This is a genomic window from Micromonospora sp. WMMD754, assembly GCF_049315235.1.
GTDB lineage: Bacteria > Actinomycetota > Actinomycetes > Mycobacteriales > Micromonosporaceae > Micromonospora > Micromonospora sediminicola.
The window spans coordinates 3,106,921-3,127,318 of sequence record NZ_CP186058.1; the positions used below are offsets into that span (position 1 = coordinate 3,106,921).

General features: G+C 74.3%; 19 protein-coding genes. 11 read left to right on the top strand and 8 right to left on the bottom strand.

Going from position 1 to position 20,398, the window contains the following annotated elements; all coding sequences use genetic code 11:
* The first annotated feature begins 149 nt into the window (after positions 1-149).
* The 4 genes from ACN27B_RS15160 (at position 150) to ACN27B_RS15175 (ending at position 4,368) form a co-directional block, all read left to right on the top strand.
* Entirely contained in the window at positions 150-2,426 is a 2,277-nt protein-coding gene (locus tag ACN27B_RS15160) for a putative bifunctional diguanylate cyclase/phosphodiesterase (RefSeq protein WP_422745555.1), read from the top strand.
* A 130-nt stretch (positions 2,427-2,556) separates the two neighbouring features.
* Positions 2,557-3,189: a hypothetical protein gene (locus tag ACN27B_RS15165; RefSeq protein ID WP_099162420.1), complete on the top strand. Its 633-nt coding sequence runs from the start codon at positions 2,557-2,559 to the stop codon at positions 3,187-3,189.
* A 108-nt stretch (positions 3,190-3,297) separates the two neighbouring features.
* Positions 3,298-4,056, top strand: a complete 759-nt coding sequence (locus ACN27B_RS15170) for a MerR family transcriptional regulator (protein WP_422745557.1) — start codon at positions 3,298-3,300, stop codon at positions 4,054-4,056.
* A 27-nt stretch (positions 4,057-4,083) separates the two neighbouring features.
* Complete coding sequence (locus ACN27B_RS15175; protein ID WP_091581409.1) at positions 4,084-4,368, top strand: putative quinol monooxygenase; 285 nt, start codon at positions 4,084-4,086, stop codon at positions 4,366-4,368.
* Between the two features lie 718 nt (positions 4,369-5,086).
* Here ACN27B_RS15175 and ACN27B_RS15180 read toward each other — a convergent pair.
* Both ACN27B_RS15180 and ACN27B_RS15185 read right to left on the bottom strand, forming a co-directional pair.
* Entirely contained in the window at positions 5,087-6,604 is a 1,518-nt protein-coding gene (locus ACN27B_RS15180) for an SLC13 family permease (protein WP_099164761.1), read from the bottom strand.
* A gap of 22 nt (positions 6,605-6,626) precedes the next feature.
* A complete protein-coding gene (locus ACN27B_RS15185) occupies positions 6,627-8,168 on the bottom strand; it encodes a gluconokinase (protein WP_422745559.1) in 1,542 nt (513 codons plus the stop codon).
* A 266-nt stretch (positions 8,169-8,434) separates the two neighbouring features.
* Between ACN27B_RS15185 and ACN27B_RS15190 the strand changes: the two genes are divergently transcribed.
* Both ACN27B_RS15190 and ACN27B_RS15195 read left to right on the top strand, forming a co-directional pair.
* On the top strand, positions 8,435-9,592 hold the full coding sequence (locus ACN27B_RS15190; RefSeq protein WP_422745561.1) for a hypothetical protein: 1,158 nt from the start codon (positions 8,435-8,437) through the stop codon (positions 9,590-9,592).
* 60 nt (positions 9,593-9,652) lie between these two features.
* Entirely contained in the window at positions 9,653-10,894 is a 1,242-nt protein-coding gene (locus ACN27B_RS15195) for an aminoglycoside phosphotransferase family protein (RefSeq protein WP_422745563.1), read from the top strand.
* Here the strand turns inward: ACN27B_RS15195 and ACN27B_RS15200 are convergent.
* Positions 10,891-11,751, bottom strand: a complete 861-nt coding sequence (locus ACN27B_RS15200) for an AraC family transcriptional regulator (protein ID WP_422745565.1) — start codon at positions 11,749-11,751, stop codon at positions 10,891-10,893. The genes ACN27B_RS15195 and ACN27B_RS15200 overlap by 4 nt on opposite strands.
* 129 nt (positions 11,752-11,880) lie before the next feature.
* Here ACN27B_RS15200 and yidD point away from each other — a divergent pair, with 129 nt between their 5' ends.
* A complete protein-coding gene (yidD, locus tag ACN27B_RS15205) occupies positions 11,881-12,255 on the top strand; it encodes a membrane protein insertion efficiency factor YidD (protein ID WP_422745980.1) in 375 nt (124 codons plus the stop codon).
* Between the two features lie 5 nt (positions 12,256-12,260).
* Here yidD and ACN27B_RS15210 read toward each other — a convergent pair whose 3' ends face one another.
* Both ACN27B_RS15210 and ACN27B_RS15215 read right to left on the bottom strand, forming a co-directional pair.
* Positions 12,261-12,995, bottom strand: coding sequence for a YqjF family protein (locus ACN27B_RS15210; RefSeq protein ID WP_422745567.1), 735 nt, complete (start codon positions 12,993-12,995; stop codon positions 12,261-12,263).
* A gap of 4 nt (positions 12,996-12,999) precedes the next feature.
* The gene (locus tag ACN27B_RS15215) at positions 13,000-13,365 is read right to left on the bottom strand and encodes a VOC family protein (protein ID WP_091581372.1); all 366 of its coding nucleotides are present in this window, start codon (positions 13,363-13,365) and stop codon (positions 13,000-13,002) included.
* 93 nt (positions 13,366-13,458) lie between these two features.
* Between ACN27B_RS15215 and ACN27B_RS15220 the strand changes: the two genes are divergently transcribed.
* Positions 13,459-14,202: an MBL fold metallo-hydrolase gene (locus tag ACN27B_RS15220; RefSeq protein WP_422745569.1), complete on the top strand. Its 744-nt coding sequence runs from the start codon at positions 13,459-13,461 to the stop codon at positions 14,200-14,202.
* A 6-nt stretch (positions 14,203-14,208) separates the two neighbouring features.
* Here the strand turns inward: ACN27B_RS15220 and ACN27B_RS15225 are convergent, their stop codons facing one another.
* On the bottom strand, positions 14,209-15,237 hold the full coding sequence (locus ACN27B_RS15225) for a hypothetical protein (RefSeq protein WP_422745571.1): 1,029 nt from the start codon (positions 15,235-15,237) through the stop codon (positions 14,209-14,211).
* Between the two features lie 45 nt (positions 15,238-15,282).
* Between ACN27B_RS15225 and ACN27B_RS15230 the strand changes: the two genes are divergently transcribed.
* The gene (locus ACN27B_RS15230; protein WP_422745573.1) at positions 15,283-17,442 is read left to right on the top strand and encodes an MMPL family transporter; all 2,160 of its coding nucleotides are present in this window, start codon (positions 15,283-15,285) and stop codon (positions 17,440-17,442) included.
* 7 nt (positions 17,443-17,449) lie between these two features.
* On the opposite strand, the gene ACN27B_RS15235 is transcribed toward ACN27B_RS15230, so the two are convergent.
* Positions 17,450-18,112: a response regulator transcription factor gene (locus ACN27B_RS15235; protein ID WP_422745575.1), complete on the bottom strand. Its 663-nt coding sequence runs from the start codon at positions 18,110-18,112 to the stop codon at positions 17,450-17,452.
* The gene (locus ACN27B_RS15240) at positions 18,109-19,260 is read right to left on the bottom strand and encodes a sensor histidine kinase (protein WP_422745577.1); all 1,152 of its coding nucleotides are present in this window, start codon (positions 19,258-19,260) and stop codon (positions 18,109-18,111) included. The genes ACN27B_RS15235 and ACN27B_RS15240 overlap by 4 nt, the downstream gene beginning before the upstream one ends.
* Positions 19,261-19,430: 170 nt before the next feature.
* Between ACN27B_RS15240 and ACN27B_RS15245 the strand changes: the two genes are divergently transcribed.
* Positions 19,431-19,943 carry a DUF1772 domain-containing protein gene (locus tag ACN27B_RS15245; protein ID WP_422745579.1) on the top strand — a complete coding sequence of 171 codons (513 nt, stop codon included), beginning with the start codon at positions 19,431-19,433 and terminating at the stop codon, positions 19,941-19,943.
* Positions 19,940-20,389 (top strand): hypothetical protein, encoded by a 450-nt coding sequence (locus tag ACN27B_RS15250; RefSeq protein ID WP_422745581.1) that lies wholly within the window; start codon positions 19,940-19,942, stop codon positions 20,387-20,389. The genes ACN27B_RS15245 and ACN27B_RS15250 overlap by 4 nt, the downstream gene beginning before the upstream one ends.
* Positions 20,390-20,398 lie beyond the last annotated feature (9 nt).

Below are 20,398 nucleotides of genomic sequence, written 5' to 3' on the forward strand. Positions count from 1 at the left end.
ACCGGTCCGGTGACCGACAACGAACGACTCTGGCGGCGGCCCCCGGCGCTGGCTAGGCTTGCGCCGTTCGTCGTCCGCCGTCCGGTCCTCGTCACCGAGGGTGCACGTCTGGAAGAGAGCCGGAGCGCATCGTTGTCCCCCAGCACGACGTGAGCCTCGCCGTCGCGGCGCCGGCCCGTCACCCGCTCGCCGGCCGTGTCGGACTCGTCGCGGCCGTCGTCGTCGTACTCGGGGAGATGATCTGGCTGGTCGCCGGCCTGCCCGGCGCGGCCCTGGTCAGCGACCTCGGCGCGATGGCGGTGTCGAGCTGGGCGGCGGTGCTCTGCGTCGGCGCGGCCCGCCGGCACCCGCACGCGCTGCGCCGGTTCTGGAGCCTGCTCGCGGCCACCATGATGCTCGCCGCGCTCGGCCGTACGGTGTGGACGATCGAGCGGCTCGGCGGGATCGGCCTGCCGCACACGCCGCTGGTCGGGGGTCTCTTCACCGCCGGCATCGTCACCGGCACCGCCGCGCTGCTCTGCTCCCGGGCCGGCCCGCGCAGCCTGATCGGGCAGGCCCGCACGCTGCTCGACGGGGTGATCGTCGGGCTCGCGCTGATCCCGATCGGCTGGCTGCTGGTGTTCCGCGACGTGGCCGACGCCGACCTGGCCGACCCGCTGCGCACGTTCGGGCTGCTCTACCCGATGTTCGACCTGATGCAGCTGACCATCCTGGTGGCGGTCGCCGGGCCGGGCCGCCCGATGTGGCGCTCACTCACCGTCATCGGCGCGGGCCTGGCCATCCGGGCCGGGGCGGACACCGTCTACGTCTCGCTCGTCGCGCACGGCAGCTACGCGCCCGGGCACCCGGTCGACGTCTGCTGGCCGTTGAGCTACCTGCTGGTCGGCCTGGCCACCCGCTACCCGCCCCCGGCCTGCGGGGACGGGGAGGAGGACGTCGAGTCGCCGCTGCCGCCGTGGTGGCGGGTCGCGCTGCCGTACCTGCCGGTGGGCGGGGCCATCGTCGCCGTGATGCTGTCCCGGCGTCCCACCGGGCAGACCCCGCACCTGGTCTTCGTCGGCATGATGGCGCTGCTCGGCGTGCTCGCGCTGCGGCAGGGGCTGGCCGCCAACGAGAACCTGCGGTTGGTCGGCCGGCTGCGCCGGCTCGCCTACTCCGACCAGCTCACCGGCCTGCCCAACCGGCTGACGTTCATCCGGCGGCTGCGCCGCGCGCTGCGCGCCGGCGGGCCGGTCGCCGTGGTGCTGCTGGACCTGGACGGCTTCAAGCAGGTCAACGACCGGTTCGGGCACGCCGCCGGGGACCGGTTGCTGAGCACCACGGCCGAGCGCATGCGGGACGCGGTCGGGCCGGACGGGATGATCGCCCGGCTCGGCGGGGACGAGTTCGCGGTCCTGGTCGCCGGGGACCGCCCGGTGTCGCCGGAGCGGCTCGCCGTGCGGCTGCTCGCCGCGCTCGAACCGCTGCCCGGCGAGGAGGACCTCGGCGTCCATCCGTCGGCCAGCATCGGCATCGCCGAGTACGGGCCGCAGCACACCTCGCACACCGATCTGCTCCGCGACGCCGACATCGCCATGTACGCGGCGAAGGCCTCCGGCAAGTCCGCGTACCGGACGTGCACGGCGGAGCTGCGCGAGTCGGCGGTCGGCCGGGCCGAGCTGATCGCCGATCTGCGACGGGCCGTCGACGAGGGTCAGCTGCTGATGGAGTTCCAGCCCATCGTGGACCTGGCCACCGGCACCGTCCGCAGCGCGGAGGCGTTGGTGCGCTGGCGGCACCCCCGGCTCGGGGTGCTCACCCCGGCGAGGTTCCTGCCGCTGGCCGAGGAGACCGGCCTGATCCTGGGCATCGACCGGTGGGTGATCCACGAGGCGTGCCGCGCGGCGGCCACCTGGCGCGAGCACGCGCCCGAGGTGACCGTGGCCGTCAACATCGCCGCCGCCCACCTGTGCCGACCCGACCTGATCGCCACGGTCACCGGCGCGATGGGCGCGGCCGGACTGCCGCCCCGCGCGCTCACGCTCGAACTCACCGAGTCGGCGCTGATCGAGGGCAGCGAGGCCGTGCTCGACCGGCTGGCCCAGTTGCGCGACCTCGGCGTCCGCATCGCCATCGACGACTTCGGCACCGGCTACTCCTCGCTGAGCTACCTGCACCGCATCCCGGCCACCGAGTTGAAGATCGACCGGTCCTTCGTGTCCCGGTTGGACGCCGGCGACGCCCGCGCGTACGCCACGGTCGAGATGGTCAACCGGCTGGCCGGCGCGTTCGACCTGGCCGTGGTGGCCGAGGGGGTGGAGACCGGCGCCCAGCACGCGGCGGTCACCGCGATCGGCTGCCGGCAGGGCCAGGGCTGGCGGTACGGCCGCCCGACCGCGCTGTCCGACCTGCTCCCCACGCTGGTCCCGGTGGACGCCGCCCGCTGACCGGCCCCACCGCCTCCGGGCCGAAGGTCCCGGGCGGGACAGGGGGTTCGGCCCTGCTCCCGGCGTACCGGTCGCCGCCACGATGGTTCTCGTCAACCAGCCGGCACACACCCCCCTCCGGGAGCCAGAGATGAAGCGACGGACGCTCGACCTGTTGTTCAGCATCGGTGGGCTGGGCCTCGCGGTCCTGCTGCTCGTCGTCGGCGTCGTCCTCACGACGAACGCCAACTTCGCCAACAACTACGTGCACGACCAGCTCGCCGCGCAGCACATCAGCTTCACCCCGCAGGACAAGCTGTCCGACGAGGAGAAGAAGTCGGACTGCCTGCGCGAGTACGCCGGCCAGCAGCTCACCACCGGCAAGCAGGCCGAGTGCTACGCCAACGAGTACATCGGCCTGCACCTGACGTCGATCGCCGGCGGCAAGACGTACGCCGACCTCGGCGCGCCGCAGAGCGCGCTGCGCGAGCAGGTGGCGCAGGCCGAGCAGGCCAAGGCCGCCAACCTGGCCGACCTGCAGAAGCAGCTCGCCGAGGTGAGCGCCCAGCGGGACACCGTGTTCAAGGGCGAGACGCTGCGCGGCCTGCTGCTCACCTCGTACGGCTTCAGCGAGTTCGGCCGCAAGGCCGAGCAGGGCGCCCTGGCCATGTACCTCGGCGCGGCCCTGCTCCTGCTGCTCTCCGCCGCCGGCCTGCTGCACGCCCTGCGCACCCCGGCCAGCGCGACGTTCGCCGCCCCGGAGCACGAGAAGATCACCAACTGAGCCCGCACCCGCACACCGCCCCCGGCCGTTCCTGGTCGGGGGCGGACCATTGGGCTTGACCCTCACGTTGCGGGAGGCGGCAGCCTTGGTCGCGGAAGGGAGGGAACCATGGCGTACACGGTGGGTCAGGTGGCGCGGGCGGCCCGGGTGACGGTCCGGACGCTGCACCACTACGACGAGATCGGGTTGCTGCGGCCGAGCGGGCGCACATCGGCGGGCTACCGCCGCTACGACGACCGCGACCTGGACCGCCTGCAGCTCATCCGCTACTACCGCGAGCTGGGGTTCCCGCTGGACGAGATCGCCGCGATCCTGGACGACCCGACGGCCGACCCGGCGGCGCACCTGCGCCGGCAGCACGAGCTGCTGTCCGGGCGGATCGGCAAGCTCCAGGAGATGGTCGCGGCGATCGAACACGCGATGGAGGCGAGGAAGGTGGGGATCCAGTTGACCCCGGAGGAGCGGTTCGAGGTGTTCGGGGACTTCGACCCGGACGAGCACACCGAGGAGGTCGAACGGCGCTGGGGCGACACCGAGGCGTACCGGCAGTCGCAGGAGCGGGCCAGCCGCTACACGAAGGAGGACTGGCTGCGCAACAAGGAGGTGAACGAGGACTGGGGCAGGCGGTTCGCCGCGCTCATGGACTCGGGCGCGCCGGCCGACGGCCCGGAGGCGATGGCGCTGGCCGAGGAACACCGCCAGCTCATCACCGAGTGGTGGTACGACTGCCCGCTGGAGCTGCACACCGGGCTGGCCGACATGTACGTGGCCGACCCCCGGTTCACGGAGTACTTCGAGGCGATCCGGACCGGGATGGCCGCCTACCTGAACGAGGCGATCCACGCCAACGCGATCAGCCGGGCCTGAGCCGCCGGCGGTGGCACGATGACCGGCATGCTCATCGTCGCCGGCACCCTCTACGTCGATCCGGCCCGGCGGGACGCCTACCTGGCGTCCTGCGCGGAGGCCGTCCGCGCGGCCCGCGCCGCGCCCGGCTGCGTCGACTTCGCGGTCAGCGCCGACCTGGTCGAGCCGGGCCGGATCAACGTGTACGAGCGGTGGGAGTCCGACGAGCAGCTGCTCGCGTTCCGTGGCTCGGGGCCGGACGCGGAGCAGGTGACGGCGATCCTCGGCGCCGAGGTGCACAAGTTCCGCATCTCCGGCGTCGAGGCCCCCTGACCGGCTGTCGCACCACCCGCCCGGTCCCCGCCGCCCGGTCCCCGCCGCCCGGTCCCCGCCGCCCGGTCCCCGCCGCCCGGGTCCCCATCGCCTCGGTCCCCGTCGCCTGAAATCGCGACGGTCCGCCGCGGCACCCGTACGGCCCGGTTCCGGGGCGGTGTATGCCTCCTGTCTCCCTTTCGAGCTGAGTCGTTGGTGATATCACCGGCTACAGCCGCAGCCGGCGTTCGATGGTCACCGGCGACCGGCGCGTGAGTCGTTCCCGATATCAGCTCTAAAGGGAGTCGCCGGAGGTGTCGCCAGCTGCAGGCGCAGTCGCACGAACCCCGGGTAGGCCCCCCGCGACCCGTAGCCGCGTCCGGCAGACCCGCGACGCGCGAGCCGCGAGGCGCGAGCCGCGACCCGCGACGCGTGACCCGCGACCCGCGAGGCGCGAGCCGCGAGCCGCGAGCCGCGAGCCGCGAGCCGCGACGCGTGACCCACGACCCGCGACGCGCGAGCCGCGACGCGCGACGCGCGACCCGCGACGCGCGACGCGCGACCCGCGACGCGCGAGGTCGCGAGCCGGGACCCGCGAGCCGCAGCCGTGCATCCCGCGACCCGCAGCCGCGTCCGGCGGACCCCGCAACCGGGCGACCGGCGACCGGCGCGTGAGTCGTTTCTGAGATCAGCTCCAAGGGGAGTCGCGGGGAGGTGTCCGCCCGCCGCCGGTGGGCCGCTAGACGAAGACGTCGAGCAGGAGGACGCCGAGGAAACCGACCACCGAGATGATCGTCTCCATCACCGACCAGCTCTTGATGGTCTGCCCGACGGTCAACCCGAAGTACTCCTTGACCAGCCAGAAGCCGGCGTCGTTGACGTGCGAGAAGAACAGCGACCCGCAGCCGATCGCCAACGCCAGCAGCGCCACCTCGGGCCCCTGGAGCGTGGCGGCCAGCGGCGCCACGATGCCGGCGGCGGTGATGGTGGCGACGGTGGCCGAGCCGGTGGCCACCCGGATGCCGACCGCGACCAGCCAGCCGAGCAGCAGCGGCGACAGGTTGGCGCCCTCGGCGGCGTCGGCGACGAGGTTGCCCACGCCGGCGTCGACCAGCACCTGCTTGAAGCCGCCGCCGGCGGCCACGATCAGCAGGATGCCGGCGATCGCCGGCAGCGAGCCGCCCAGGAAGCCGGAGACCTGGGTACGGCTGAACCCGGTCCGGTAGCCCAGGAAGATCATGGCGAAGATGACGCCGGCCAGCAGCGCGACGATCGGGGTGCCGATGATGTCCAGCGCCTTGCGGCCGGCGGTGCCCTCGTCGAGGGCCAGTTCGCCGATCGCCCGCAGCAGCATCAGCACCACGGGCAGCAGCACGGTGACCACGGCGGCCCAGAGCGCGGGCGCCCGGCGCGAACGCGGTCCGGCCGGCTCGTCGATCGACGCGCCGGGACGGCCGGCGCCCGGGTTGACCAGGTCGTCCGCGGTGACCAGGTCGCCGTCGGCGTCCAGCCGGCCGTCGCCGGGACGGGTGGGGCTGCGGTCGGCGGCGACCGCGACGTCGCGCCGGGTCGGCAGCAGCGCCTCCGGGGCGGTGGCCGGCACGTACCGGGCGATGATGTTGCCGAAGACCGGACCGGCGATGATCACCGTGGGGATCGCCACCAGCAGGCCCAGGGCGAGCGTCTGACCGAGGTTGGCGCCGAGCGCGTCGATCGCCACCAGCGGGCCGGGGTGCGGCGGCACCAGACCGTGCAGGACCGACAGGCCGGCCAGCGCCGGGATGCCGAGCTTCATCAGCGGCACGTCCACCCGGCGGGAGACCAGCAGCACGATCGGCACCAGCAGCACCACGCCGACCTCGAAGAAGAGTGGCAGGCCGATGAGCGCCGCCACGCCGGCCATCGCCCAGGGCAGCGCGCCGCCGGAGACCCGGCCGACCACCCGTTCGACGATGCTGTCCGCTCCGCCCGACTCGGCCAGCATGCCGCCGATCATCGCGCCGAGCGCGATCAGCAGGCCGACACCGCCGACGGTGGAGCCGACCCCGCCGCTGAACGAGGTGACGATCTTGTCGGCGGGTACGGCGGCAACCACGCCGAGCACCGCGGCGCCGAGGATCAGCGCCAGGAACGGGTGCACCTTGCCCCAGGCGATGAGCAGCACCACCGCGGCGATGCCCAGCAGGGCGGCGACGACGAGTTGGGTGTCACCGGCGTTCGTGAGTGGTTCCGCCGGTGCGGCGAGCAGTGAGACCACGGCGATCACGACCTTCGGTTGGTCATTGGGGAGGAGCGGTGGGTGATGGTTCCGGCGGCAGGCTCGGCGCCAGCCGCCGCAGCGACGCGAAGGTGGGCACGAGTGCGTCGTACAGCTCCGAGAAGAGCGGGAGCAGCGCCGCGTAGGTGGCGGCGGAGGCAGGATCCGGCCGGACCGTCTCCTCGATCCGGACCAGGTCGGCGGCTACCTCGATCGACTCGATCAGGCCGAGGGCCTGCATGCCGAGCAGGGCGGCGCCGAAGCCGGAGCCCTCGTGCCCGGCGGGGAAGCGCACCGGCATGCCGAGCGCGTCGGCGAGGATCTGCCGCCACAGCGGGCTGCGGGCGAAGCCGCCGCTGGCGCGGATCTCGCGTACCTCGTTGCCGGCCGCGCGGACCGACGAGAGGACCAGGGCAAGCTGCTGGCAGACCCCCTCCAGCGCGGCCCGGACCAGATGCGGCCGGCCGTGGCCGTGGGTCAGGCCCACGTACGCCCCGCGGGGCAGCGCGCTCCAGTGCGGCGCCCGCTCGCTGAGCAGGTACGGCAACATGATCAGACCGCCGGAGCCGACCGGGGCCCGGGCGGCCAGGTCGAGCAGTTCCTCCTCGGCGTGCTCGCCCAGTTCGGGGGCGAGCGCGTCGTTGGCCCACTGGAGCACGATGCCGCCGTTGTTGATCGCCCCGCCGACCACCCAGCGGTTCTCGGTGAGCGCGTAACAGAAGACGCCGCCGAGCGGGTCCACGCCGGGGCGTTCCACCATCACCCGCATCGCCCCGCTGGTGCCGATGGAGCAGGCCACCACACCCGGCTGCACAGCGCCGAGCCCGAGGTTCGCCAGCGGCCCGTCGCCGGCGCCGACCACCAGCGGGGTGCCCGCCGGCAGGCCGGTGGCCCGGGCCGCCTCGGCGGTCAGGCCGGGCAGCACGTGCGTGGTGGGTACGAGTTGGGGAAGCTGCTCCTCGGTGATGCCGGCGACCCGCAACGCCTCGCTGTCCCAGGCCAGCCGGTGGATCTCCATCAGCCCGGTGGCCGAGGCGACCGAGTGGTCGGTGACCAGCGCCTCGGCGAGCCGACGCAGGACGAGGTCCTTGATGCCGACCCAGTGCGCGACCCGCTCGTGGAGTTTCGGTTCCTGCTCGGCGAACCACACCAGCTTGGGCAGCGGCGCCATCGGGTGGACCGGGGTGCCGGTGCGCCGGTGCAGCGCCAGCCCGGACGGCGCGGCCCGCAGTCGCTCGGCCTGCGCGCTGGCCCGGCTGTCGGCCCAGGTGATCGACGGGGTGAGCGGGTTGCCGTCGGCGTCCAGCCCGATCAGGCTGTGCATGGCGGTGCTGAACGACAGGCCGGCGATCGGCCGGCGCAGCTCGTCGACGACCGCGCGGATCGCCCCGAGCACCGCCTCGTAGATGAGGTCCGGGTCCTGCTCGGCCCAGCCCGGATGCGGCTCCTCCAGCGGGTAGCCGATCGAGTGGCTGGCCAGCTGGCGCCCGTCGGTGTCGAACGCGACCGCCTTGGTGCTGGTGGTGCCGATGTCCACGCCCACCACGACGGCCGGGTCGCCCACCGGTGCACCTCCTCGCCGCCGCAGGGCCGCTCGCCGCCCCGCCCTGCGGCTGACGTTACCGACGCGGCCACCACCGCGCATGGCGAAGCGCGGCCGGCGGGAACCGGGTAGCGCGGAACGTGAATCGACGCAGGAGTTTCCGCCGATAGTGCCGGTCAATCAGCCGATCGGTCTAATTGGCGACTTTCGCGTGTCTTCGTCCCCCTGCGCCGCCGTTGACATGAATGACACCCCGATTGGTGGGCTCGCGCGGCGGAGGAGTCGGCGTGGCGATGACTGATTCGACGGGTTCCACATGGCGTTACCGGTGGGCGCACCGGCAGAACGAGCGGCGGCAGCGCGTCTTCCGCGCCGCCGACGAGGCGTGGCGCCGCCGCGACGACGAGCTGCGGCGGCTGCGTACGCTCGCGGTGTCCTTCCACGGGTCGGTGCAGGCCGGCGCGGGCCTGCCGATGGAGCTGGACCCCGGCGAGGTGGTCTTCTGGACGCTGCCGGCCGCGCAACTGGTCGAGGTGCGGCACACCGCCGTCCTGCCCGCCCCCGAGCTGACCGTCGACCCCGACCCGCCGCCGCTGCGCCCGCGCCGCCCCGAGGGGGTACGGGTGTCCGACGCCGGGCTGGCCGTGCTCACCAACCGGCGGCTGGTGCTGCTCGGCGGGCGGGGCCGCCGCGACTGGGCGTACGGAAGGATGACCGGGCTGTCCCACGACCCGGGCGCGCCGGTCACCCTGATCCAGGTGCTGGACCGGCGCCGTACCTCGGGGTTGCTGCTGCCCACCGGCGCGGTGGCCGACTTCCGGTTCAAGCTGACGCTGGCCTTCGCCGACGCGATCGAGCAGCGCGCCGCCGTCGTGGCCGAACTGGACGAACTGCTGGAGGAACACGCCGCGCTGCGCCCGCTGCGTCCGGCCGTGCTCACCCCGGCCCAGGCCCGGATGTCCGCGCTGGTGCCCGGCGGCCGGCGGACCGTCGCGGTCGGCGCGGCGCTGGCGCTGATCGTGCCGGCGATGCTCTTCGAATCCAACCCGCCCACCCGGGCCGGCTCGGAACGGGCCGCCGCCGCCACCCCGGCGGCCACCGGCACGCCCGCGCCCCCGATGGTCGCCCCGGCCGTCCAGGTACGGCCCAGCACCAGCCCGACGCCGCGGCGTACCCGCCCGACGCCGTCCCGCACCGCCGTCCCGCAGCCCGCCGCCGAGCGGCGCTGCGGCGCCCCGGCGAACCCCTTCGGGTACGACTTCTGCGGCGGCGCACGGATCCGCAAGCCCGCCGCCGGGGTCTGCGACTGGTTCGCGTGCGCGCCCGGATTCTGGTCCGACCGGGGCTGGCTGGTGCAGTGCCGCGACGGCGCGATCAGCCGGACCGGCGGCCAGCGCGACGTCTGCGCCGGCCACCAGGGGCTGCGACGCACCGTCTGGAGCTGACGGGTCCGTCAGGCGGGTTATCGGGTCGCGCCCGGCGGTGTCGCCGGTTAGCGTCCGGCCGTGTCCCGCACCGTGACAGTGGTCCTGGTCGACGCCGCCGGGCGGTCGCTCGGCGCGCTGCCCCCGTTCGACGTGCCCGATCCGTGGTGGCAGCAGGTCGCCTCGATCGTCGAGGAGGCCCACCGCCGCCACGGCGTCGAGGTGGCCGTGCTGCGGCTGCTCGACGCCGACCGTCCGGCGCCGCCCGGCGGCCACGTCCGCTACCTCGCGCAGGTCGCCGACGTTCCTCCCGTACCCCTGGAACCGGTCGTCGTGGACCTCGCGCCGCACCCGCTGCGCATGCCGTGGGCGGAGGTCGGCGGCCCGGCCCGCAGCGTCGCCTGGGCCACCGAGGAGCTGCGGCGACTCGGCCGCCCGGTGACCGCCGTGGCCCAGCAGCGCACCTGGAACCTCTCCGCGATCTGGCGCCTGGACACCCCCACCGGCCCGGCCTGGCTCAAACAGCTCCCCCCGTTCGCCCGCCACGAACCCGCAGTCCTCCACTGGCTCCTCTCCACCCCCGACCGCACGGTTGATCAAGGAGTTCGCGTCGGCGTCGATCTCCGCCGTGACGCGAACTCCTTGATCGACGAGGCGGCGGGCGGGGTGCGGGTGCTCGCCGTCGGTGGGGAGGGGCGGGTGTTGGTGGGGCACGTGCCGGGGGAGGACCGGTACGGGGCCGGCGAGGGTGAGCGGATGGCGATCGCGGCCGGGCATCACGCGGTGCAGGTGCGGGGCGTGGGCGAGGTGGACCGGCTGGTCGCCGGCGGCGTACCCGATCTGCGGGGGGCGGGGCTGAGTCGGTGGATCCGGGGGCGGCTGGCCGGGCACGACGTCACCGCCGCCGGCCGCCTGCTCGACGGGCTCGACGACCGGCTCGCCCGGGTGCGCGACTGCGGGCTGCCCGACACGCTCGTGCACGGCGACCTGCACCCGGGCAACGTGCGCGGCGACGAAAACCGGCGGGTCGTCATCGACTGGGCGGACGCGTTCGTCGGCCACCCCGCCTTCGATATCCTGCGCCTCACCGAGGACCTCGACCCGGCCGCCGCCGACCGCCTCGTCGAGGCGTGGGCCGACCGGTGGCGGGCCGACGCGCCCGGCAGCGACCCGCGCCGGGCCGTCGACCTGCTCCGGCCGGTCGCGCCGCTGCGGCTGGCCGCCGTGTACGCGATGTTCCTCGCCGGCATCGAGCCGAGCGAACACCCCTACCACGTGCACGACGTGCCGGCCGCGTTGGCGCGGGCCGCCGCGGCGGCCTAGACCCGGCGTACCGGGATCCACAGCTCCGCGTCGGCGGTGCCGCCACCCTCGGCGATCCGCACCCGGGAGATCTCCGGCCCGGGCCGGATCTCGTACGGGTTCGACGGGAACCACTGGGTGAACACGTCCCGCCACAGATACTGCAACGCCTGCGGGAACGCCCCGGAGCTGCGGAAGACCGCCCAGTCGCCGGCCTCGACCGGCAGGCTGTCCAGGTCGCCGGGCACCTCCGCGCCGGTCACCACGCCGTGCCAGTAGTCCAGCTCGGCGCCCTCCTCCCGGGACCCGGCCAGGTCGTCGCTGACGTTGACGATCCCCTGCGGCTCCTGGTCGGAGAGGGCCTCGATCCGGCGTACGGTCGCCGGGTCGATGCCCTTGACGAACGCCACGATGTGCGGGTTCATCCCCTCGTGGACCAGCGGCACCCGGGCCTTCACCCCGACGAGCCGGAAGGCGTCCTTGGTCACGATTCGGTAGTCCATGCTGGTGCTCCCTTCGACGACGAGTCGGAAGGACATCCGCGGCTGGGAGCGCAGCACCGCTCCGGTGCGCCGCGCCTCGGCCGGGCCGACGCCGTGCACCGAGCGGAACGCGCGGGCGAACGCCTCGTTCGAGCCGTAGCCCCAGCGCACCGCCACGTCGAGCAGCGACTCCCGGCCGGCGAGCACGTCGGCGCCGGCGAGGGTGAGCCGGCGGCGGCGCACGTACTCCGACAGCGGCACCCCGGCCAACGCCGAGAACAGCCGCCGGAAGTGGTGCTCCGACACGCAGGCGATCCGGGCCAGCTCCGGCACGTCCAGCGGCTGGTCAAGCCGCTGTTCGAGGTGGTCCATGGCCTGGTTGAGGCGGTCCAGCACGCGGGTGCTCCTTCCTGGTTACGTCCTCGACGCTAGGGTGCCGGCCGCCCACCGACCCGATCCCGCCGGACCCGTTCCGGTCGGCCGGTCACCCGGCTGGCGGCGGTGTCGCATCATGACCTCGTGATCATGCGGAAGCGACACCACAGGAAAAAGAAGAAGGACCGGGACTGGTGCGACTGCGACTGCGACCTGCTCGACTGTGACGGTCCCGGCTGCTGCGACCTCGGCCTGTTCTCGACGCTGCTCACGCTCGGTGCGGTGACCGCCGGCGTGGTCCGCACCCCGGCCGTCGACCGGGCCGGTCGGGCCGCCATTCTCGGCTACCGGCGCTGGCTCTCGCACCGCTGGCCGGGGACGTGCCGCTTCACGCCGACGTGCAGCGCGTACGGGCTGGCGGCGGTGGAGCGCCACGGGCTGGCGGTGGGCGGTCGGATGGCCGCCGACCGGGTGCGCCGCTGCCGCCCCGACGTCCCGCACGGCACCCCCGACCCGCTGCGCTGACCGGGTCAGGGGACCCGGGTGGGGCCGCCGAAGACGACCGGGACGCCGGGGGAGTGCAGGACGCTCACCGGCGGCCCGTCCGGCGCGGGCAGGCCGGCGGCGGTGACCAGCTCGTCGTCCAGGTGCAGCAGCTCGGCGCGGTGCAGCGGCCACCGGGGGTGCCAGTTCGGCAGGTGCCGGGTGGCGCCGTACGCCCGGGTGTGCAGGCCCCAGCGCGCGGTGAGGAAGTGTTCCAGCGGCGTCGGGTCGGGGATCGGAGCGCCGACGCGGACGGTCATCCGGCTGGTCGCGCCGGCCGGGCCGGGCCAGCGGCGGCGGCAGCGGTAGGTGAGCGTGTCGCCGGACCGCTCCAGCCGCATCGCCGACCACTTGTAGGGCAGGCGCAGGCTGATCTGGGCCACCAGCACCGGCACCAGCCGGGACGCATCCAGCGAACGGAACACGACCGCCCGCCGGCCCGCGCCGTCGACCGAGTAGAGCCGCACGTTCGTCTCCCAGAACGTGCCGAAGTAGGGCACGCCCGGCCCCCGGCCGAGCCCCAGCCCGACCATCCGGAAACCGATCAGCCCGACGTAGGTGAACCCGTCGAGCGTGTCGGGTCGGGTGCCGGCCGGCAGCAGCGGCGCGACCCGCTCCGGCGCGACCGCCCAGTGCAGGAAGGTGAGATCGTGCCAGCGCTGGGCCAGCCAGGCCCGGCGGATGGCGCGGACGGGCGAGTGCTCGACCGGTTCGACCTCCACCGTCTCACTCCGGCCGGTGGCAGACCGCCTCGACGTTGTTGCCGTCCGGATCGCGGACGAACGCGCCGTAGTAGGCCGCGTGGTATTCCGGCCACACCTTCGGCGCGTGCAGCACCTCGGCCCCGGCGGCCACCGCCGCGTCGTGGAACGCCCGCACGGCGGCCCGGTCGGGCGCGGTGAACGCGATGTGCACCGGCACCGGGGCGGCGTCGGCCGGCGCGGGCTCGACCCAGAAGTCGGGCGCGTCCACGCCGTAGCCGATCGGGCCCGGCTCCATGATCCGCCGCCCGCCCAGCGGGGCGAGCACCGCGTCGTAGAAGGCGCCGGCCGCCCCCAGGTCGCGCACCGCTACGGAGAAGTGGTCGAGCACGTCGCCTCCCTGCGATCGTCGATGACCCCGCCAGGCTACGAGCCGCCTGTGACATTGCACGCCGCACCGCCACGGCGGCGGTACCGTCGGACGATGCGGCTCACAGTGCTCGGCGGGTGCGGAGTCTGGCCCGAGGCAGGCCAGGCGTGCAGCGGCTTCCTCGTGGAGGAGGCCGGGTTCCGGCTGCTGCTCGACCTCGGCTACGCCACGCTGCCCCGGCTGCTGGCGCACGTCACCGCCGATCAGGTGGACGCCGTGTTCATCAGCCACGGGCACCCCGACCACTGCGCCGACCTGAACCCCTTCCTCCGGGCCCGCGCGCTGCGGGACGACCCGCCGCCGCCGGTACCGGTGTACGCGCTGCCCGGGGCGCTGGACGCGGTGCTGGCCCTCGACCGGCCGGGGATGCTCGACGCCGCGTACGTGCCGCACGAGTTCACCGCCGGGGACGCCCTCGACATCGGACCGTTCCGGGCCGAGACCCGCCTGCTGCCGCACTGGGTGCCCAACGCCGGCATCCGGCTCGACGCGGGCGGCCGGGTGCTCGCGTACACGGGGGACACCGGCCCGAGCCCCGACGTGGTGGCCCTGGCCCGGGACGCGGACCTCCTCGTCGCCGAGGCCACCTACCTGCGCGAGGTGCCGGAGGACTCGCGGGACCATCAGTCGAGCGCGCGCCAGGCCGGCCGGCAGGCCGAGGCCGCCGGCACCCGCCGCCTGCTGCTGACGCATCTGCGGCCCGGGACCGACCACGCCGCCGCCCGTGCCGCGGCCGCCGAGGAGTACGCCGGTGAGATCGCCGTCGCCACCGCCGACCTGGTGGTGGACGTCGCCTGACCGGGGCTACCGCTCCCGGCCGTCTGCTCCGACGGTCGCCGGGGCCGTCGCTCCGGCCCGCCGGCGCGCGGTGTCCCCGACGACCAGCAGGCCGGGGAGGGCGCCGAACAGCCAGATCAGGCCGACCGGCCAGTGGATCAGCGAGCCGACCGCGCCCCGGATCTCCGGCACGTCACCCACCACGTAGGACGCTTCCGGATCCGGGCTGCGGCAGTCCAGCGTCCACACCCCGGCCGCCGGCACCCGCACCGTGGCCACCCATGCGTACGACGCGGCGTCGCCCCCGTAGTCGCCGGGCGGGACGGACACCGGCTCGGCGGCCCGGCCGACGCCGTCGACCCGGCACTCCGGGTCCGTCGACGCGAACCCCACCGAGAAGATCGCGTACGCCCCGGCGGCCGGCACCGTGAACCGTCCCGCCGACGTCGCGTACGGCCCGACCCCGCCGTACTCCGTGGGGGGTTGACCGACCGTGCTGCCCTCGGCGCCGAGCCGTACCGTGGTCTGCGCCAGCACGGCCCCGAGCAGCACCGCGAACCCGCCGACCAGATAGCCGCGCCGGGACGCCGGCCGGCCGGTGCGGGGTGGGCGCCCGCCGATGGCGTACCCGAGCAGCGCCCCAACCACCGCGAGCGCCAGCCCGCCGAGCAGAGCGCGCCCCCAGCGGGCCTCGCCGGTCAGCGGCACCACCCAGCGGAAGAACGCCAGCGACCCGGCCAGAAGCGCCGCCGTGACCAGTGTGGACACGCCGACGGTCAGCGCGAGGCCGGGGACGCCGCGCCGGCGGGGCCGCCCGGCGGCCAGCAGGGCGGCCAGGGCCGGTGACGCCAGCACCGGCCACCACAGCGCGGAGGACAGGGGCTGGTCCTCCTCCCACCGGTGCGTCCACTGGAACCACACCAGCGGGGCCGGCACGGTCGCCAGGAACCATGCCGCCAGGACTCCGGGAACGCGGGGGCGCTCGTTCATCCACCGATCCTCGACCAGCGGGAACATCGACGCCAGGCCGCGAGCCGTCCGAAAAGGATTGCTCACGGAGGGTAGGATCCTGCGCGAGACAGTCGACACACGGGGGAAACGATGTTCGAGCGACTGGGCAGATTCGTCGTCGGCAAGGCCTGGTGGGTGATCGGCGGCTGGATCCTCGCCGCGATCGCGATCGTCGTCACCAGCCCGTCGCTGAGCGACATCACCTCCGCCGACCAGGAGAGCTTCCTGCCGCGCTCCTACGAGTCCGTGCAGGCCACCGAGCTGGCCACCAAGTCGTTCCCGCAGGCGGCGACCGCCACCGCCACCATCGTGGTCAAGCGGAGCGACGGCAAGCCGCTCACCCCGGCCGACGAGGCGCGCGTCGGGCAGCTCGCCCAGGCGCTCAAGGCCCGTAACATCCCGCAGACCTCCGGCTACCTCACCGGCCCGCAGGCCGTCGCGCCGGACAAGTCGGTGCAGATCATCTCCGTCGGCCTCGACGCCGACACCCCGGACGACCCGAAGCTGCTCGACGCCGTCCGCGACCTGCGCGCCGACCTCGGGCCGGACCTGGCCGGCAGCGGCCTGACCGCCGGCGTGGCCGGCGACGTGGCCAGCTTCGTCGACAACGAGGACACGTTCAACTCCGCGTTCGCGGTCGTCGGCGTCGCCACCATCATCCTCATCATCGGGCTGATCCTGATCATCTTCCGCAGCCCGATCGCCGCGCTGCTGCCGGTCGTGGTGATCAGCGTGGTCATGTCCGTCACCACCGGGCTGGTCGCCGCCGCCGGCAAGGCGTTCGACCTCAACGTCAGCCAGGACCTCCAGACCATCCTGCTGATCGTGCTGTTCGGCATCGGCACCGACTACATCCTGTTCCTTCTGTTCCGCTACCGGGAGCGGCTGCGCGCCGGCGACGACAAGCGCACCGCGATGGTCGTCACGGTACAGCGGGTCGGCGAGGTCATCACCTCCGCCGCCGGCGCGGTCATCGTCGCGTTCCTGGTGCTGCTGCTCGCCTCGCTGGGCTTCTTCGGCTCGCTCGGCCCGGCGCTCGCCATCGCCGTCGCCGTCATGCTGGTCACCTCGCTGACCCTGATCCCGGCGCTGGTGTCGCTGCTCGGCCGGTGGGTGTTCTGGCCGTCGAAGGCGTGGCAGCGTACGCCGAAGGCAAGCCTGTCCCGACGGCTCGGCGCCGCCGTCGGCCGCCGGCCCGCCGTGGTGGCCGCGGCCTCCGGCGCCCTGCTGGTCGCGCTCGCCGCCGGGGTGCTCGGCTACAAGGCCGACTACGACTTCAGCGCCGGCTTCCCGCAGGACACCGAGTCCGCGCGGGCCGCCAAGGACCTCCAGCGCGGCTTCGCCGCCGGGGCGCTCGCGCCCACCGAGGTCTACCTGACCACCGGCACCGGCACCCCGCTGACCGACCAGCAGGTCAACGACTTCGCAGCCGCCGCGGCGAACGCGCCCGGCGTCGCCCGGGTCCAGCCGCCGGAGCGCAGCGCCACCGACCCGGGCGTGGCCCGGATCAACCTGCTGCTCGACGAGAACCCGGTCTCCAACGAGGCGATCAGCCTGGTCCGCGACGACCTGCGCGACGACCTGCACGCCAAGGCCCCAGAAGGGACGAAGGCGCTGGTCGGCGGGCCGACCGCGATCTTCGCCGACATCAACTCGGCCAACAACCGCGACCTCTCGGTGATCCTGCCGGTGGCCGCCGGCCTGATCGCGCTCATCCTCGCGCTGCTGCTGCGCAGTCTCGTCGCACCGATCTACCTGGTGATCGCGGTGCTGCTCAACTTCGCCGCCACGCTGGGCGCGACCGTCTACGTGTTCCAGGGGCTCCAGGGCAACCCGGGCGTCACGTTCCAGCTGCCGATCATCCTGTACCTGTTCGTGGTGGCGATCGGCACCGACTACAACATCCTGATGATCGCCCGACTACGCGAGGAGGCGCGGGAGGGCCACGAACCCCACCAGGCCGCCGCGATCGGCGTGGAACACGCCGGGCCGACCGTCGCGGCGGCCGGGCTGATCCTGGCCGGCACGTTCGGGGTGCTGATGCTCGCGCCGATCTCGTTCCTCCAGCAGATGGGGTTCGCGGTGGCGATCGGGATCGTGCTGTCCGCGTTCGTGATGTCGATGTTCTTCGTGCCGGCGTTGACCGGGCTGATCGGGCACACGGCGTGGTGGCCGGGGCACGGGGACGAGCGGCGCAACGGCGGGGGCCGGCACGCGGAGCCGGAGTCGGTGGGCGAGGCGCAGGTCTGACCGGGCCTCACTGCTCGCCGGGACGGACCAGCCCGCTCTCGTACGCGATCACCACGAGCTGGGACCGGTCGCGGGCGTTCAGCTTCTGGAGCAGCCGGCTCACGTAGGTGCGGGCGGTGTCCGGGCTGAGGAACAACACCTGCCCGATCTCGGTGTTCGACCGCCCCGCGCCAACCTGGGCGAGCACGTCCCGCTCCCGCGCGGTGAGCCCGGCCAGCCGCGCCGGGTCGGTCACCGGGGCGTGGGCCGCCGCGGTCAGCACCCGCCTGGTGACGGCCGGCGAGAGCAGCGCGTCGCCGCCCGCCACCACCCGGACGGCCTCCCGCAGCGCGTCGGGCGGGGTGTCCTTGAGCAGGAAGCCGGCCGCCCCGGCCCGGATCGCCTCGAACAGGTACTCGTCGTCGTCGAACGTGGTCAACATGACCACCCGCACGCCGGTGAGCCGCGGATCGCCGAGGATCCGCCGGGTGGCCTCCAGCCCGTCCCCGCCGGGCATCCGCACATCCATGAGCACGACGTCGGGCCGCTGCTCCCGGACCACCGCCAGCCCGCCACCACCGTCACCGGCCTCGCCCACCACCTCGATGTCGGAGGCGCGGTCGAGCAGCGCACGCAGGCCGGTGCGGACCAGGTGCTGGTCGTCGACGAGGACGACGCGGATCGCGGTCACGCGGTCACCCGCGCCAGCGGCAGGTGGACCGACACCCGGAAGCCGCCCGTCGCGGCGGTGCCGGTGTCGACGCTGCCGCCCAGCAGGGCGACCCGCTCCGCCATGCCGCGCAGCCCCTGGCCCTTCCGGCCCGTCGGCCCGGCGGACGAGCCGCCGCGACCGTCGTCCACCACCTCCAGCGCGAGCCGACCGGGTGTGGCACGGACCGTGACGGTCACCCGGGTGGCCCCGGCGTGGCGCAGCACGTTCGTCAGCGCCTCCTGCACGACCCGGTAGACCGTGCTGCCGACCACGGCGGGCAGCGCCTCGACCGGGCCGTCGACCCGCAGGTCGACCGCCAACCCACCCCGACGCACGCCGTCGATGAGCGCCGGTAGCTGGGCGAACCCGGGCGCGGGCTCGTGCGGCCCGGGCTCGCGGCGCAGCGTGCCGAGCGTCGCCCGCAGCTCCGCCATCGCGCTGCCGCTCACCGAGTGGATGGCCGCGAGCGCGTTCTCCGCCTGCGCCGGCTCCCGGTCGGTCAGGGCCTCCCGCGCCACCGCCGACTGCAACGTGATCACGGACATCGTGTGCCCCAGCGTGTCGTGCACCTCCCGCGCGATGCGCAGCCGCTCCGCCTCGACCTGCCGGGCCGCCTCGCGGTGGCGCTCCTCGTCGGCGGCCATGGCCTGGCGGACCAACGCCGCCCGCAGCGACCGCCGGTTGCGTACCGCGTCTCCGAGGGCGATGACGGCGAGGGCCAACGCCGCCTCCGAGCCCAGCTCGGCCCCGACGACGACCGCGACGTCGTCGCCCTCGACCAGCCGGACCGCCACCGACACCGCCAGCAGCCCGCCGGCGACCAGCGCGGCCGGCACGACCCGACCCCGCTCCGCGACCCGGTAGAGCACGGCGGCGGCCGGCGCGACCACCCCGACCGGCGGCAGGTCCAGCGCGTAGTAGAGGAGGATGCCCGCCGCGGTGGCCAGCAGCGCGGGCAGCGGCCACCGCCGGGCGCCCAGCACCAGACCCCCGAGCCCGACCGCCACGGCGCAGGCGAGCACGGCGCGGGCCGGCGCGGTCCCCTCGGCCACCACGGCCACCACGACCAGGGCGACGGTGGCCGCCGCGAGCAGCGCGTCGGCGCGGGTGGGCGAGGTGTCGGGCACGCCTTCGAGCCTAGGTCCGCCCCGGCCCTCGGCGCTGTCGTCCGCAGGCGTCAGGGGCAACCCCGAGGTGTACGTCGACAGGCGATCCCCGGTCGCGCGGCGGCGCGGACGACGGCGGGCGAGCACCGACCTAGCGTCGATGACATCCCCACCTACGAGGAGAAACACTCATGTCCCGTACCAAACTGACGTGGATCGCCCTGATCGTGATGGTCTGGGCGGCGATGATGTCGTTCGGCGGGGTCGCCGCCGAGACCGTCATGCTCTATCCGAACATCTTCAACGACCCGCCCGCGTCGCTGGAGCGGGCCCGCGCGTTCCTGGTCGACGGCGGCCCGCACGACTACTTCCCCCCGCTGGGCGCGTCGGTCGTGCTGAGCAGCGTCGCCGCGACGCTGCTCACCTGGCGCGATCGCCGGCTGCGCTGGTACGTGGCCGGCGCGACCGCCGTCTTCGTCGCCTGCGAGTTCCTGTTCTCCGCCGTCTTCTTCTGGCCGCGCAACGAGATCATGTTCGTGGACCCGGTGGGCACGCACTCGCCCGAGTACCTGCGGCAGGTGGCGGCCGAGTTCGTCGCGGGGCACTGGGTGCGCTTCGCCGGTGGCGCGGTGACCGCCGTGCTGGCGTTCGTCGCGCTCCTGCGCTTCGTCCGGTCGACCGCGCCGTCGGCGGTCGGGCGATGAGCGCTCGACCTGCCCTCGGGCTCTCCTGGCCGGCGCTGGTGGGACTTGCCGCGCTGGCCGCGCCCCGGGTGGCGCTGCACGACCTGGACGTCGTACCGGAGGGAACCGTGGTGGCCGCGCTGCTGGCGGTGGGGCCACCGCTGGTCTGGGTGGCAGTCGTGCTGTGGCGGCGACCACCGCGCCCGTTCCTGACGCTGGTGGTCGTGGGCGCGCTGTACGGGGTGCTCCTCGCGGTCGGTCACCAGGTGTTCTGGGACCCGTCGCTCGGCATGGACGCGCCGGGGCTGGCCAACATCTCGCCGGGGGCGCGAGAAGTCCTGTTGCGGGCTTCGGCGGCCGTATCCAGTCTGGTCACCGGGACGATGGTCGGGGTCATCGCCGGCGGGGTGGCGGTGCTGCTGTGCCGCTGGATGCGTCCGCCGGACCGCCGCCGGATTGCCGGCTGAGTGGGGTGT